Origin of the sequence: Baekduia soli, assembly GCF_007970665.1 — a bacterium.
Taxonomy (GTDB): Bacteria; Actinomycetota; Thermoleophilia; order Solirubrobacterales; family Solirubrobacteraceae; genus Baekduia; species Baekduia soli.
The window spans coordinates 1422084-1437815 of the sequence record NZ_CP042430.1; the positions used below are offsets into that span (position 1 = coordinate 1422084).

A 15732-nucleotide genomic window follows, 5' to 3' on the forward strand; every position below is an offset into this window, starting at 1 on the left:
CGGATGTGGCAGCGTACTCAAGGAGTTGTGTCCCGGCGCTGACTACCAAGCTGTGGATCTGACGTTCGACCGCGCGACGCGGCGTTAGCCACGAGAAGGCGAGACGGTTGCCCGGTCCACGACACCGCCAGCGCTTCTCGCGCTCGCGTCGCTGCCACGTACAGCAGGCACCGCTCCCGTTGCAGATCGTGCGCGTGACGGACGGCATCCTCGCTCTCGTCAGTAACGGCGATGGGCAGTGGCACCGACGTCGCCCCGACGTCGAGCATCGCCACGGAGCGAAACTCCAGACCCTTCATCCCGTGCATCGTTCCGACGTAGGGCCCGCGGATCGCGCCGTGGGAGTCAGCCGGCAGGAGACCGGCTTGCCGCAGGTGCTGTTCGGCGACCTCGGCGATTTGCCTGGTACGCGCGCAGATGCCGATCTCGTCCAGGTTGATCCCGTCGACCTGCCACGCTCGAACTTGCTCGGTCAAGGCATCGAGCTCTTCGCGGCGAGTCGCGTAACCGTTGACCACGGGCCCGCCCCGCGGGTGACCGACCGGTACCCATCGAGTGAGTCCTCGCCGTCGTCGAGGTCATCGAAGGCCTGGCCTGCAAGCAGCTCAAGCGACCAGCGGAGGATCTCATGGGTCGTTCTGTAGTTCACGCGCAGACGCGTCGAGCGGCCACGCGTCTCAATGCCCAAGGCGCTCAATGAAACCCGGTGGTCGTAGATGCGCTGGTGCGCATCGCCGGCGATGAAGAGGTCGTTCTGGCCGGGGGCAACCGCCGCGCGCAAGAGACGCCATTGGGCGGGATGGAGATCCTGCGCCTCGTCAACGAGCACATGATCGTACGGCTTGACGACCGCGGCATCGAGATAGCCTGCCGCCGCCGCGGCGAGTTGAAGAAAGGTTCGCTTGCCGGATCGCTGGAGCGCGGCCTCGAAGGCCTCGACCGCACGCCACACCTCGGCGCGATCACGGCGCGGGAGGCGCACGCCGCGACCCGGACGAGGGGTCCCGAAGTACTCGTCCCTGGTCTGGATGTTGCGCGCGAGAATCACCTGTTCGTATTCCTGGGAGAGAAACTCTTTCGAGAAGGGGAAGCCCTCTTCGTCGATGACGTCTTGCCAGAGCTCGTCAACACCGCGCCCGACCAAGACGCGGACATTCACCACCTGCTCGGCGTCAGCAACAGTCCGCCGAGCAAGCGCGTCGACGGTCGTCACGTGGATGCGCTCCAGCAGCTCCGGGCCGCCGAGAGCGCGCAGGCTTTCGACGAGGGACTCCTGAAGGTTGGTGGTGAACGTGGTGACGAGAACCCGAGGACCGTCGACCCCGGCGGCTTCGGCGAGATGACGCGCGCGGTGCAGAAGCGCGACGGTCTTGCCGGTTCCAGCGCCACCCGTGACGCGTGCGGGCCCGTTGAATTGCCTCTCGACAACGGCTCGCTGGCTCGGATGGAGGAAGACATGCCACGCCTCGAAGTCGCGGGTGAGTACGTCGACAAGCGCGTCCTCGTCATCGAGGACCAAGAAAGCACCACGCGACGCCGGACGTTTCACCGCGGCGGCCAGGTCGTCGGTATCGGGCGCGACAGGTTTGGAGGGCTCGTCGAGCCGCGCGACCATCCCGGCGTAGATCTCGTCAACGCTCATGCCGATGGCGAGACCCGTCAGTGCTTCAGCTTGATCGTCGGGAAGCGCGCTCGCAAGCAACTCGACTTCTTCCGCGCTCGCCATCCTGCGCGCGACGTCGATGACGCGTTGGTCGGTGATCCCGAGCTGCGCGAATGCCTTGTCGGGAACGTCGTCAAGCGGTCGCGCCGCCCGCTCAGGCGTAACCGCCATCGCCGCGGGCACATTCTCAACCGCCGTGACGTCGATGACCTCAAGGGCGCCCGTGAGCTGGTTGACGTTGAACTTGTTGTTCTCCATCCACCGATCTGCCTGATCGTGCGGAAGTACCTTGACGAGGATGTAGGTGTCGCTCCCGCCCGCGGCGAGGATCGCTCTGGTGTGGATATCCACCCGTGCGGTCCTCGAACGGCTGTCTTCGGCGGCGTTGTAGCGCTCGAGATTGAGACCCTTCGAGCTGTGATCGCGCTGCAGGCGCCCGATCATCTCCTGCACCTTGCGCTGCAGGCCACGGTCGAGCTTGACGAGGTCCTCCATGAACGTCTTTGCGAGCGCGATCTGGGCCATCAGGGCTGTCCAATAGCGACGGCTTCAACCAGCGTCGGCGGGTCCCACTCAGCGACCGGATGCGCCGTCCAGCCTTCCGGCGCTTCCTGTCCATCTATGAGCACCGCAACCTTCGAGTCAGGCCATGCGACTTCGATCAAGCCTCCATCGTCGGTTTCTTCCCCGACGACGAAGCCACGTGCTCGCGGGTCGGCAGCGACGGCCCGCAAGAGGGACTGGACCGACCCATCGGCCAGCGCGATCTCCGCCTCGACGTCGTCGGGGAGGACGTCGTCAGCTACGGCGGGCTCGGGCGCTGTCGGACCGACGGCGTCAAGATCAACTGCAACATCTGGCTCGATACTCGCCGTCGTGATCAGGGCCTGGCAGCCGTCGCCGTCGAGGAACTGGAGCACGTTGCCCCAGTGAAGCCAGTCGCGCCACCGGTCGCGGTGGTCGGTGTCGTGCACCCCGTCCGCATCGTCGGCGAGTACCAGCCGCACCGTCCATGCCTCCCCGTTCGCCCCGGCGACGCCTGCGGTATTCAGCGTTGCGTCAAACCGAGCTCCGTTCATGGTGGAGCTGTGGAACGCAGCGACTCCCTCGCCTGTATCGGGGGTCAGTCCTGACATCGCGCCGGCAACGGCGCTACGCGCCAAGCGTCGCCAGTCTTCCTCCACGGGGTCCGCCAGGTAGTTCAAGAGCATGCGAAGCGGGTTGCGCTCGAGGGTGTCAATCGAAAGCTTTCCGCCGCGCTGGTGTTGGACCGTCTCGGCAGTCTTGCGGCGACTCGAGTCGAGCAGTTCGAGGTTCGGAGGTTGCTTCGCGATGTCCGCGGTCACGGCCCTGCGGAAGTCTTCGACGTCCTTCCAGTCCATGCTCCACGCCAAACGCCCGCTGGCCCGAACGCCGTGTCGCTTCCGTGCGTCGTCCGCGAGCGTCGTCCGCTTCGCCGGCGAGGCGTGGTATTGGAACCCGTCTGAGTACAGGGCGATAGCGCGGGCATTGCCGTCGACGCGCTCGATCAGGAAGTCGGGGCGGGTCGGCGGCGAGGTGTCGAGGTCGTGCTGCTCCCGGATACGCCAACGAAGCAGCTGCTCGCCATCGACGGATGGGACACGGAGTTCGAGATCAGGGTATTGAGCCGCGCCCGGTTGCTTCGTGACCGACGCTCCTTCGGTGCGCTCGCCCCAGGCGATGAGGGCCGCGCGAAGCCGCCGTTCGAGTTCGCTCTCCTCGACCGCGCCGATGGGGAGATTGCCGATCGTCGGGACGGGGATGAGGTCCCAGTCGCGTAGCAGTTCATCCAAAAGCTCGAGCGCCAGGCGCCGCGACACGATGTCCGCCTCGCCGTGGTCGGCATGACCGAGAAGGCAGCGGTGGCATGCGGCCCGCCCTTCATCTTTGCAGGGGCAACGCGCAATCTCTCCCCGCGCAACTTCGAGGATCCCCTTGAGCGCCTCGGGGTCGGCAAGACGCTCTAGGTAGCCGGTTCCACCGGGGACGATGTCGTGAATGACGAGGAACCGTCTCCGGCCGCCATCCGATCCGCCGGGAGCATCGCTCACGACGGCCCGTAGGTGATCCGGAGTGCCGCCGAAATGCAGCTGCAGTCCGAACAGAAGGGCGGCCCGGAAGCTCGCTAGCCGCTCGTCGACCTCGAAGTCGGCGAGCGGTAGCGCGATTCGGACGACATCGGTGCGCAGCTCATGAGCCAGAATCGGCCGGTCGTATTCCGGATTCCGAGCGCTCGAACGCGTGAGGCACCAGCCACGATGGAAGCCCTCCGCGGGAGGAGTACGACCGAACGTCTCTGGAACGCTCTGCACGACTCCGCAGTACCGACACGTTTCGAACCGGGACGCACGAATATCGTCGCGCCCCCCGAGGCTCACGCTGTCGCCCGGCTTGTCGCGGTGACCGACGTTCAGCCAGCGCAAAGTCGCCACGGCATACTCGAACCCGAACGGCTGGTCCTCGTTTCTTGCGCGCCAGGCACGCTCGGGACGGACATCATCGGGGTCGACGTCGACGGTTGTGACGATCGTGAACGGTGTTCGCTCACGGTCTTCGGTGTCGTCGCTGATTCGGGCGTTCTCCTCGCTCGACTGCGCAGAGGAGCCGGTGAACGGGAGGACCAAGTGGCGTGATTGCGCGTCGGCGATCGAGGGGCTCGAGCAACGCGGGCAAGTACCAGGTGCGCCCTGGTCTGCGGTGCCGTACCCACATTCGGGACAGAGCCACCATCGCTCATACGCCGGCTCGCTCGCCGGACCGAGGTCGAGGGCATCCACGATCACACGATGTCCACCCGCGTAGAACCGCGCCCCCGGCGCGAGCTCGCGGATCGCGAGCGTCGCCGGCCGCTTGTACTCGATGTTTTCCGTCCTGTAGTCACCGTCGGCGGTCGGCGCCCAAAGCGCGACGTTCAGGGTGACGCCATGGTCGACGAGCGTGTAGTTTGGGAGCAGCCCGAGTCGCTCGAGCGCCGTCGGCGTGTACTCCTCACGCAGCTTCTGAAACCGGCCGATCGTCGCCTTTCGCTCACCCAAGAGCGACTTAAGCTCGAACTCCTCGTCCTCAGTCCTGGTCGACCTTGCTTGCAGGTCTTTGATGCGCTTGGTGAGCCGATCGCGGCGAAGCTGGAGGTCCTTGTACTCGGCATCCCACTCACCCAGCCGACCCAGCACGCGGTCGTCGAACCCGTCCTTGGCAAAGTCACGGAGTCGCTCAGCGGTCGCCTTCGATACGTGTCTGCCGAACCCTTTGAGGAACGTATTGACGTACGAGGCGGGATCGGCATGGTGCGTCGCGAGGATCGTTCTGAGGACGCCATTCATGTCCGCGGAGTCCTTCACAAGCCCACCGATACGCTGCGGCATCGCCGCCACCGGAATGCTGCCGTCGGCGGCACGATCCAGCACGAACGCGACGTACTGGCGGCGCAGGATCTCGATCGCGTCAAGCCAGCAACTCGGCGGGCGCACGACGCCGGCGATCATGTGCCGGGGATCGGTGAGGAAGTACAGGCTCCGAGGTTCCGTCCGCACGAAGGTCGTCACGAGCGCGTTCCCGCTCGCGCGACCGGCGCGACCCACACGCTGCACGTACGACGCGGACGATCTCGGAACAGAAGTCAGCATCACCGCGGACAGATCCCCGATATCGACTCCCATCTCGAGCGTCGGTGTACATGCGAGCACGTTTGGCGTCCCGGGCGCATGCCCGTGCTTGAACGCATTCTCTAGTCTTTCCCGCGTCTGGCGGTCAAGCCCCCCAGTGTGCTCGGCGGCCACCGTTCGCCGCGGCGTGCCGCTTCGATAGAGCCGCCGGTAATAGGCGCTGGCCTCGCGTGCGATCGGCTCGTACCGTCCGGGACAGCGGTAGCGCAGACACGGCGCGTTGTCCCATATCGCGACGTTCTGCAGCGGGGCGGCATGGCGGTGAGCGCAGACTCGGCATCGGAGCACTGGGCTGTCGCCGGTGGGGACGTCGTGCACGGCGATCCCGGATGGCTCAAGTCCGTAAATCGTATTGCCCTTCGTGCTCTTCTGCGTGGAGATCACGTCCTCCGCGGCGAGCAGCGTGAGCACGACGCGAGTGAAGTCGCGGGCATAGCCCAACGGAAGTCTCAGCGTCCGGCTGGCCCAGTCCGCGGTCCAGACAGGACTGCCACCTCGACTCTCAAGCGCGTCAAACGGCGATCCTTGCGCGTCGATCAGAAACGTCGGCGCGCTTTGGCCACTCGGGAACGCCGGCAACCCATCCGGACGCCCGCCCCAGATCAGGTAGCGACGCCCTTCGTCTTTCACGTAGCTCTTGAGCCAAGGATGGAAGATCGCTCCTTGAAGTCGTGTCCGCTCGAGGAGGCCGCGCAAGTAGACCTTCGGATCCTCGAAGCTCTCCGTCTCAGGGACCAGCTCGATCTGTGCGACCAGGTCGTCTCGTGCTTCGATCACCAGGGCGGCCAGGTGATCAATGTCAGTGACCGGCACCTCCGCGGCGAGTGCCCCCGTGAGTTCAATTGTCCGTCCGAGCCGTGCCCGCAGTCCGAACTCGAGGTGGGTTTCGAACTCAACGCGTCGGCCGAGAATCTGACTTGCCCCCGGCGCCTTGGGCTCGCCATCCCACAGCGTTCGGATGCCGAAGTGACGCAGGAGATCCGGCGGAACGAGTTCGTAAAACTCCTCCGCTGGCGTCGAGGAACTCGCCGCCGCGCGCATTAGCTCGGGACCAAGTTCCGCCAGAGTAAGCCGGCCATCCTGCGAATCCTTGACGATCGATGTGATCGCGATGCGCTGGTTGAAGCGATGTGTTCGCCCGTTGAAGAACGCTGCTCGATGCGCTGCGTCTTGAACGGAATCGGTGAAGGCGAGCAGCTTGCGCTCGCCGTCGTCGACGAGCTCCGAGCCGAACAGCTGCGAGATCGACACCGAGGCGAGGCTCGCGACACGACTTCCGACAAACCGGATCCCTTCGATGCCGCCGCATGACGGACACTCGCTCCGGCGTGCCTCGTCGTCGCCGGGCGTCACAAGAACGGGCAAGCACGCCGGCCGCGGTTTGACGTGCAGCGCGACATGATCGGGGTCGAGGTACTGCACGCCTGCCTCCTCGGATGAAGACCGGATCAGCGCCCGGAGCCGTGGACTGCTGCGGACGCTGTCCTCGTAGACACCGGACTCGACGAACGACAAGGAGGCATTCATCTCCGACGAACGCGCCATCCAACCCGTTCTGCCGCACAGCCGGCAGTAGATCGCGGGCGCCGTCGGTGGCGGCTCCTCCTCCGGGAGCTCCTCTGGTTCGGGCGCGGCGCCGTCGAGCCAACGAAATTCGGGTGCTGCCTGAACGAGCCGCGTTACGCGTGAGACCTCTCGGATCCACAGCTGGACCTCAACCGAGAACAAGGGAACCGGAGATCCCCCAGAGGGCCCGGGCCGACGAGCTACCGATAGCAGCCCCAAGTAGAGAGCGACGGCGTGCTCCACGGCTCGGCGATCGCGACCGAGATGCGGACCCCACTCCGAGACGCGAAGGGCGATCTCTTCGATTGCGTCTGCGACTGGCGTCGGCCGCCCGCCGACAGCTCCGAGGACCGCGCGCGTCATGCGGTGGGCAAGGAGCGTGTCACCCAGGTCGACCGCGCTTCCCGGCGTGCGCCCGATGAACGCTGCGGCAACGTCATCCATGTCCGTACCGTCAAGGGTGCGCAAGTCATCGATTTCCGGGGCGGGCAAGTCCCAGTCGACGGGCTTGCAGCAGTCGTTGACCGACTCTCTGCGCTCGACGATGACCGAGTCGGTTTGGAACGGGCGCCCGAACACGGACTCCGCGAATTCACGGAGAGCGTCCGCGCCGGCGGCAGAGTCGCCGAGGGTCGCCGACGTCGCCACTGGGGCGACCGAACCCAAGGGTCCATGCGAGGAATCGCCGAGGCCTAGAGTCACACCGAGGCGGCGGAGCAGCATGGCGACATCGGTCCCCTGTGCGCCGTCGTATGTGTGGAACTCGTCAAGGACGAGGTAACGCAGCACCCCCGCTCCAGTCTCCGCCCACAGCTCACGGTCTGTGTCCCGCAGTAGCAGGAAATCCAGCATCTTGTAGTTCGTCAGCAGGATGTCGGGCGGGGCCGACCGCAGGGTGTGCTGGTCGTCGATGATGCGCGACTCCGTCATCACCGAGGTGCCGCTGCTCTCCCCGCCGACGAAGATCCCCGCGCGCACCCCCGCGAGCTCCGAGTGCTCATGAATTGTGCGCGCAATGCGACCCGCCTGGTCAGAGGCGAGCGCGTTCATCGGATACAGGATCAGCGCTTTGATCCCGGGCTGACCGGCGTGGACCGCGCGCGCACAGTGGTCGAGGATCGGCGTCAGGAAGCACTCGGTCTTGCCGGAGCCCGTCCCCGTTGTAACCAGCGTCGGCTGTGGCTCACCGTCGCGAGATCCCAGCCGTTCGAACGCCTTCGCCTGATGCTCGAATGGCTGGAAGTCCTTTGGCATCCAATCAAGTGGCGATCGCTGAAGCCACGCCGGATCAACGCGCTTGAACGGCGTCCGCACCCGCAGGAAGGGACCGCGGAAGATCCCGTCGGTGTCATCCGTGAGAAAGTCGATCAGCGCGCCCCGCGTCTCCTCGTCTCCGATTGCAAACGTCGTGGACAGGTACTCGACGATAGCTTCCCGCAATTCCGTCGCCGCCAGACTCGGAATCATTCGACACCGCCCCCGTACCGTTCGGCGAATACGACGTATGCCCGGCGCATGTCAGCCTCACGGTCTGGCTTCGTGAACGGTGGATCGAAGCGCCCAACGCTAGTGCCATCCGGGTCGGCCGCGTACGCTCGCCAGACGTCACGGGGCACCTCGCGTCCGCTCTGGTCATACCGCATGAGGTGCTCGTACTTGCGGAGTACACCGAAGGTCGTGCGATAGATCCCGCAGAGCTGGTCGGCAGACAGGCCAAGCAACAGTGCCGACAGGGCATCGAGTTCAACCAGCGCATGCCGACGCGCGTAGGCCATCCGTAGCGGAGTGTTGACGGACCACGACCTCGAGGCGTCTTCGAATGTTGGGAGGCGTGCGTCGTCACTTGTCCAGGCGTCCTGTGCGAAGTTTGCCTCGGCGAAGAGGTCCGCCCAAATCTCGCCAAAGTCGGCCGTGAGACAGTTAAGTCGCAAGGTGCGCGCCATGAGCGGACGAAACAATGCGTCGTCCGTGGGTAGAGGGAAGGGCCGGATCAGCTCGCCGCGGACGTTGTCCTTACCGGACGCTTTGACGAGAAAATCGAGGGGCAGCGACGACCAAAGACCGACGATTCTGACAGTCCACGCATCATCGCGCCCCACCAGCGAGTTGCACACGTCGACGTGAAGAGGCCCGGGGGGAATCAGCGCGGCTTGGAGCGTTCGCTCACCCAGAGGATCGACTCGGCGACTGAAGCAGCACCGATACCGCTCAGTCGATGGGCGACCGTCCCAATCCTCCGCCAGCGACACGGTCGACTTGTGTCCAACAAGCGCGAAGTTTGTTCGTGGGACATGCGTAGCTGGAAGCGATTCGAGATCGGTTGCGGTGTAGTCGCGGTGGTTCCGGCACGGGACATTGGGCTCCTTGTAGAACGGAAGCGATACGTGAATGTGTGGCCCTTGGAGAATGGCCTCGTGCCACGACGCCGGACTCGTGCTCGTCCGAACGATGTCACCGTCTCGGACTGCACCAGTTTCGTCCAATCCACGACTGAGCCAAAAATGATGTTGCCCTAGTCGACTGGGACTCCTGGCTAGAGTTGCAAGCACTTCCAGGTCGTCAATCGTGTACGGCAATACCAGCCGGGCGTCGAGCGCATCGCTCTCCTCGGAGAAGAGTTCAGCCCACGAGCGGATGACTCCCTCATCAACGTGGATTACTCGAGCCGAATGCGGCCGACGATCGGGGTCGCCCTCGGCGGTCTTCATGCCCGGCGGCTCGCCTTCTCCGTCGTGGACCAACGATAGGTCGACTGTGGAAGGCACACGCGCGTTTGCGATGAACCTGAACCCAACTGGCCCCGCGTCCCCGTATACCATCAACGCATAGGGTCGCGTGTTGCCTATCTCTTCAAACAGCTTGTCGCCGTTGTTGAAGTGCCAGAACCTGCGGATCCGCTCGTACGCGGCGGCTCTGAGTCGAGCGCCATGGGGATCGAAGAAGAATCCGCTCGGATGCACCAGACCCGAGATTCCCGATGCGCGCTGGTGGCGCCAAGCCGCCACAAGAAAGCCCAGGAAGAGATTGTTGTGAAGCCCGACCGTGAGCGGTGACAGAGGCGGATCGGACAAGAACGTTGCTGTCGCCTCGACAGAGGCAACCTCCTCCAAGTACGCCCGCCGGTCTTCTTCCACCGCTAGCGTCAGCCCTCGGCGCTGCTTGATGACGTCGGCGGCTGGGCGATTGGTCAATCCGAACCACGGATCGAACTCGGCTAGTGCATCGATGTCATTCCATTCGGGTCTTACCCAGGGCGGGTTTCCGACCTGCAGGTCAAAGCCGCCTCGCTGAAACACGGGCGCAAATTCAAGCTCCCAGTGAAAGAAGCCTTCACGGCTGGCGATGTCGCACGCGATCCCGAGCCATGAATGCTGTTGACGTACTTGATCGACCGTCGGCATCAACAACCCGGCCGCGAGCTCAGCCTCGCGCGCCTCGAGCGCGTCGAGATCAGCAAACAGGTCGATTTGTGCTGGCCGAGCCACAGCATGGTCAGCTGGGTCGATGCCAAGAAGCCCCTCGAGCGCTGACAGCCACTCGGTGCGTGTAGGCGGGGAGATCTCGCCGGTTGGCTCAAGTGGCCAGAACCACATTGCGCACCAGGCGTCCATCGCCAGCCGCAGTCGCGCCAGCGGGGTGTTCTCGTCGCCCAGCGAGACCTCGAGTGCAGCCCGCGTCGTCCGTCCACCGCCCTCTCCTGCTTTGGTGTCCGGGTAGAGCGCGAGCGGTCGGCGCAGGTCTTGCTCAGCGAGCTTGAGCCGTACGGTCGCGAGCTCCCACAGCGCTTCAACGCGGCCGGCCAGCGCGGCATATCGAGCGATGTCGTTCTCGCTGAGTTTGTCGGTGACGCCCTTGTGCCATTGCTTGAGCGTCTCAACTGCGTCGGCTCGCAGCTCCTGCGCTTCCCTCGTGCCCGCCACGGCGCCCCACCCCTCGGCGGGCAACAGGAAGTGGTGGACTTCCCCTGAGGCCAATGCGTCGGCCGCTAGGGCGCGATCCTCAGGGATCGCCTTGAGCCACTTCCTCCCCTCGAGCTGGGCACCGGAATAGACCGCGCGACGCGCGCCGATGAGCGAGTTACCGCGACGCAAGTGCAGGCCAAACCATGGCGCGCGCAATCCCGGGTGCATAGCGTTGAGCCACAGCGAGACCTCCGCGAGTTCGACCGCGGTGGCATTGAGGTCCACGCCATAGCTCTGGTGTAGTGCAAAGTGCGTTTTGACCTTCTGGAGCTCGGTCGCGTATTTTTCTGGATCGATCGTGTCCTCGAGCTCGGTCTGCTTACGCGCCAGGTACTCGGCCGAGAGCTGGTTGATCGCCTCGTTTAGGAAGGCGCCGGAGCCGAGCGCCGGCTCGCAGATCGTGAGATCGAGAACGGCGTCAGCGCTTGTCGTCTGCCCGTTCTGATCGAGGAGTTCCTCAAGCGCGTGCTTGACGACGCAGCGCGTCAGAACTTCCGGCGTGTAATACGAGGCCGAGCGCTGGCGATCACGACCCGAGAGGCGATAGACAAACGAGCCTTTCTTGTGGGTGACGCGGCGTGAGACGCCGTCTTCGCCGATCTCGGTGACGAACACGTCGTCGTCGTACTTGTCGGACATGCCGACGGGCACAACCCACGTGCCGTGTTTCTCCTCCGACCCGGGCTTGCGGACTTCGTGCAGGTCCTCGTCCGCCAAGAAGCCGGTGTATGCCATGAGTCCCTCGTAGACGGCACCGAGTTGGTTGATCCCGAGCGTCGCGTAGGAGACGAAGCGCCGTTCCCGGCCCCCTTTCTCCTCAGTCAGCAACAGCCGCGCGAGGATGCGCTGTACGACCTCGTTGCGCACCCTGATGGAGTCGAGCAGCGGTGTGGCGTTCGGTCCGAACAGCTCAGAGTTCAGCGGCTCAAAGATCAGGCCCGTGTCGTCGATCGCGTCGCCGGGCTCGGTGAACTGCTGCTGCGCGAACTCGTAGTGATAGCCATCGTTTACTAGCTCGAACAGGATGTCGAGCGAGTCGTGCAGGTGGGTGCCATCGTTTGCGTGGTCGGTCGTGAGTTCGGTGAGCGCGAGCTCGCGAAGGCGGTCGAGGCCGTATCCATCCCGATAGCCCTCGCCAAGGCTGGGAACGATGCCCAAATCGGGCCGTGCCTCGGCATAGAGAAGGAAGAGGATTCGGTAGAGGAAGCGGAGGGACTCGCGGGTGAGGCGACGCGCCACGTCCGGCTCGTTGTAGATCCTGAGGTTCTTCGCGAGGCGCTGTGTAACGATCTCGTTTGCCACGTCTTCGATGGAGCGTCGGACGCCCTCACGCAAATCCTCCGAGACGCCGATCGCTTGCTTGAGGGAACTCGTCCCGAGTTCATCGATGATCGCCTCACCGGTCTCCCCGGGAACGAGGGCGTCGCGCGAGAACAGCGCCGCAATGGTGTCGAGCTCGCCTTTGGGCCTGACGTCGTTGCGACCTAGAGCGAGGTCGAGATCGACAGCGAGGAACCGTCCTTCGGGCCAAGAGTCCCTCGCGCACAGCACCAGAGTCGCGCCGGCCAGCAGGAGAATATGGCGCGGCGGATCGTCGACCGTGAATGCAAGACTGATCGCCTTCGTGGGCTCCGCGATCTCGGCCCCGTCCAGGATGAGCGGCTCAACGAGCCTCGAGTCGGCCCCGAGTGCTTCATCCGGCGATGTCGCGTACAGCGCTTCGAGCGCAACAAGGCGCAAACCCGTGGGCAGAGTGGTGTCGTGCGCCACCGGGAGAGCGACGGGGACCACCTCTCCCCGCGTAGTCTCGATCGCGTGGCGCGCTGGCTTGAACCCAAGAGATGTGAGGACGGCGTCGTGGAGGGCCCGAAGTGGCTCCAAGTCGCGGCCTACCTCGGCTGTCTCGGCGTCCAGCTTGAGCTTGGCGAACGGGGCACGGAGTGAGCGAACGCCACGGCGCGATGTCTGCTCGTCGAGTTGCTCCCGCGCGTCCCAGTCGGCGCGCAAGCCCTTGAGATCGGTCGCGATGATCGCCTCGAGGTAATGATCGGAGAAGAACTCCTGGTTGTTGGTGATCGACGGGAAGCTCATGCGGCTGGGAGGATCGCGCCGACCACGCGAAGCAGCGGTTGGCCGTGACTGGACATCCGGTCAGCCAGCAGCTCGGCATCGGTGCGCACCTGAGCGGCCTTTTCGCGCTCGGTCGTCTTCGTGGCGAGCTCGAGGGTGAGTTGCTCCCACGACTGGGCTCGGGCGCGCATCCGCGCGAGCTCCTGCTCGAGTCGTGATTCTTGCTCGGCGCGACGCTCGATCACGTACGCCTTGGCCTTATCGACGGCCTTTGGGATCAGCGCCTGCGCCGCCGTGATGTCGAGCTCGGCACCGGTGTTCACCATGCTTGGGCCGATGCCGGCGGCCTTCAGGACGGCCGGCAAGGGTTCAACGTGCACATCTCCTGACGCTGTTCGCTCAGCCGCGAGCCACTCGACGACCGTGGCCTGCCCGCGTTGATTGGAACACATCGCCAGCAGAAGCACGACAGGGCTGGCGACGTCACCGATAAATACAGGAGCTTCACCGCGCCCGAAGTTGGCGAGCACCTTGTCGACCAGCCATTCGACGACCGGGTGCTGCTCGCCGAGGTATCCCGTCTCTGGCCACATCGTGCCCTCGGCCCGCTGCGCTGCGACGAGCTGCGCTGTGGCGACGTCTTTGTCGGTCGTAAGCTTGAGACGCTGCGTGATCTTGCGCTCGTTGAGGTAGCTCTGCGGGAGCACGCTCAGACGACGCTGAAGGTCACGCGGGGGATCGAATGCCAAGAACGAGTTCTCGGGTTCGATCGCGATATTCAGTTCCGTGTGGGGCTTCTTCGACTCCTCCTCAAGAGCCTCGTGGACGAACGTGGCGTGGTCCTCGACCAGCGTGATCGGCTCTGCGACCTCGACGGGCCCGCTGTCGGTTCCGCCTGCCATGAGAGCCAGAAGGTCGAAGCTGTCGAGGTCGGGCTCCTCAGGGACCGCGCTCTCCGCGCTCTCGCCGGCAGCCAGCGCCTTGGCTATCGCGTCCTCCTCGAGGTCGACCGCGTGCAACCCCATGAGGGCGGCGGCCTCGCCGAGCGTCTGATGGATCTCGTGTTCCTTCTCGAGCAGCCGTTTCAGGACAGCGAGGTCGCCCCGGACCTTGTCGTGGTCGGGTTGGAGCAGGAGCGCGCGGATCTCAGGCGCGTGTCGCTGCCCGTAGCGATCGATCCGCCCGTTGCGCTGATCGATGCGGATCACGCTCCAGGGAAGGTCGAAGTGGATCAAGTGATGGCAGGACTTGTGAAGGTTCACACCCTCGGAGGCAACGTCGCCCGTGAACAGTAGGCGAAGCGGTCTGGAGTCCTGGCCAAACTCCTCGACGATTCGCATCTGCTCGGTGTCGGGCAGGCCGCCGTGCATGACAGCCACGGCCTTGTCGGGCAGTTTCAAGGCCTTCGACACGGTTTCGGCGAGCCAGTGCAGCGTGGCGATCCGTTCGGAGAACACGACGACTCGTTCCGTCGATCGAGGACCCACTCCGAGCGTCTTGAGTTCGTCAATGAGGCGCCGAAGCTTGGCGCTGGAGTCATCGTCGATCTGGTCGTTGAGGGCGGCGAGCTCGGCGAGAGCGCCATCCTCGCGCTCTTGTTCCTCGGTCTGCCCCACCGCTGGGCTCAGTTTCTTGCGCCGCTCGAGAATGGTGTCTCGCAGAGCGACGTGGGACGACAGGAATGCCTTTAGGAGGGTCCACGGAAATAGGCGGCTTCCTTTGCCGCTCACCGGCGACCCGCCGGCGCCGGGGTACAGCCAGGCGCCCGCCAGCTCGGCGATCACAGCGTTCTCGCGTGGGCTCGCGGGCACTGCAATCGGCTTCGGCGGAAGGCGATCGGGGAACTGGTGGCCAACCTCCGCTGCAACGTCCTTCTTGAAGCGACGGATGTAGAGGTGCTCAATGTCCTCGCGCTTGTACGACTTCGGGTCGGCGATGGCAGTCGGATCAAGCATGCGGATCAGCTCAGCGAACGACTCGCGCTTGCCGTTGTGCGGCGTGGCACTCGTCAACAGCAGTGCATCCGTGCGCGGCGCCAAGAGGCGGGCGAGGCGGTTTCGAAACGCCGAGCGGTTCGCCACGTTGTGGCATTCATCGATCACGACCGCGTCCCAGTGGATTCGCTCGAGGTGCGGTCCGTACTGCCCAGGATTCTTCAGGGTGTCGATCGAGACGATCACCCGCTTGTAGAAGCTGAACGGGTTCCGCGTTCGCGGGATCTTCTGCCACACGCGCTCAACGCCCTGGGAGTCCAAGCGGACGAGGGGGAGGCAAAACCGCGTCCAGAGCTCATGCTGGAACTGCTCGAGAATGTGCCTCGGCGTGACGACGAGGATCCGCTCGCCGCGGCCGCGCCGGATGAGCTCGGACAGAATCATCCCGACCTCGAGCGTCTTGCCGAGCCCCACCGCGTCAGCGATGAGCAGCCGAGGGCGCGGCTGCTCCAGCGCCAGAGCTACCGCGCGCTCCTGGTAGTCGAGTGGGTCGAGCAGCTGGCGATGCCCAATCGCCGGGCGGATCTCGGTGACGGGCAGGGGAGTCCGTCGCAATAGCGCCTCGAGGTAAAGGCGTCCGCGGCGAAAGCCGGGCGAATCGTCATGGACGAGCGTTGTATCCTCGGGCCGCAGCGGCTTGATGTCGTCGAGGTTCGTGAAGAACGTCGCCTCCTGGTCGCGCACAAGCTCGGAGAGACCGGTGGCGCGGACCAAGAGACCATCCGCTTTCGTCTGCTGGACGCGGGTGATCAGCCAGTCCTCGTCGCGCACCTCAACACGCGCGCCGGCGG

The 15732-nt window shown here is 64.9% G+C and carries 5 protein-coding genes; all 5 read right to left on the reverse strand.

Annotated elements, in window-relative coordinates:
• Positions 1 to 17: 17 nt before the first annotated feature.
• Genes FSW04_RS06625 through FSW04_RS06645 form a run of 5 tightly spaced genes read right to left on the reverse strand, consistent with a single transcriptional unit; the run spans position 18 to position 15712 of the window.
• A complete protein-coding gene (locus FSW04_RS06625) occupies positions 18 to 518 on the reverse strand; it encodes a 3'-5' exonuclease (RefSeq protein WP_146917585.1) in 501 nt (166 codons plus the stop codon).
• On the reverse strand, positions 473 to 2188 hold the full coding sequence (locus tag FSW04_RS06630) for a UvrD-helicase domain-containing protein (protein ID WP_146917588.1): 1716 nt from the start codon (positions 2186 to 2188) through the stop codon (positions 473 to 475). Before FSW04_RS06630 ends, FSW04_RS06625 begins: the two co-directional genes overlap by 46 nt.
• Positions 2188 to 8382, reverse strand: a complete 6195-nt coding sequence (locus FSW04_RS06635; protein WP_146917590.1) for a DEAD/DEAH box helicase — start codon at positions 8380 to 8382, stop codon at positions 2188 to 2190. The genes FSW04_RS06630 and FSW04_RS06635 overlap by 1 nt, the downstream gene beginning before the upstream one ends.
• Entirely contained in the window at positions 8379 to 12968 is a 4590-nt protein-coding gene (locus FSW04_RS06640) for an Eco57I restriction-modification methylase domain-containing protein (protein WP_146917592.1), read from the reverse strand. Before FSW04_RS06640 ends, FSW04_RS06635 begins: the two co-directional genes overlap by 4 nt.
• Entirely contained in the window at positions 12965 to 15712 is a 2748-nt protein-coding gene (locus tag FSW04_RS06645; RefSeq protein ID WP_228430950.1) for a DEAD/DEAH box helicase, read from the reverse strand. The genes FSW04_RS06640 and FSW04_RS06645 overlap by 4 nt, the downstream gene beginning before the upstream one ends.
• Between the last annotated feature and the right edge of the window lie 20 nt (positions 15713 to 15732).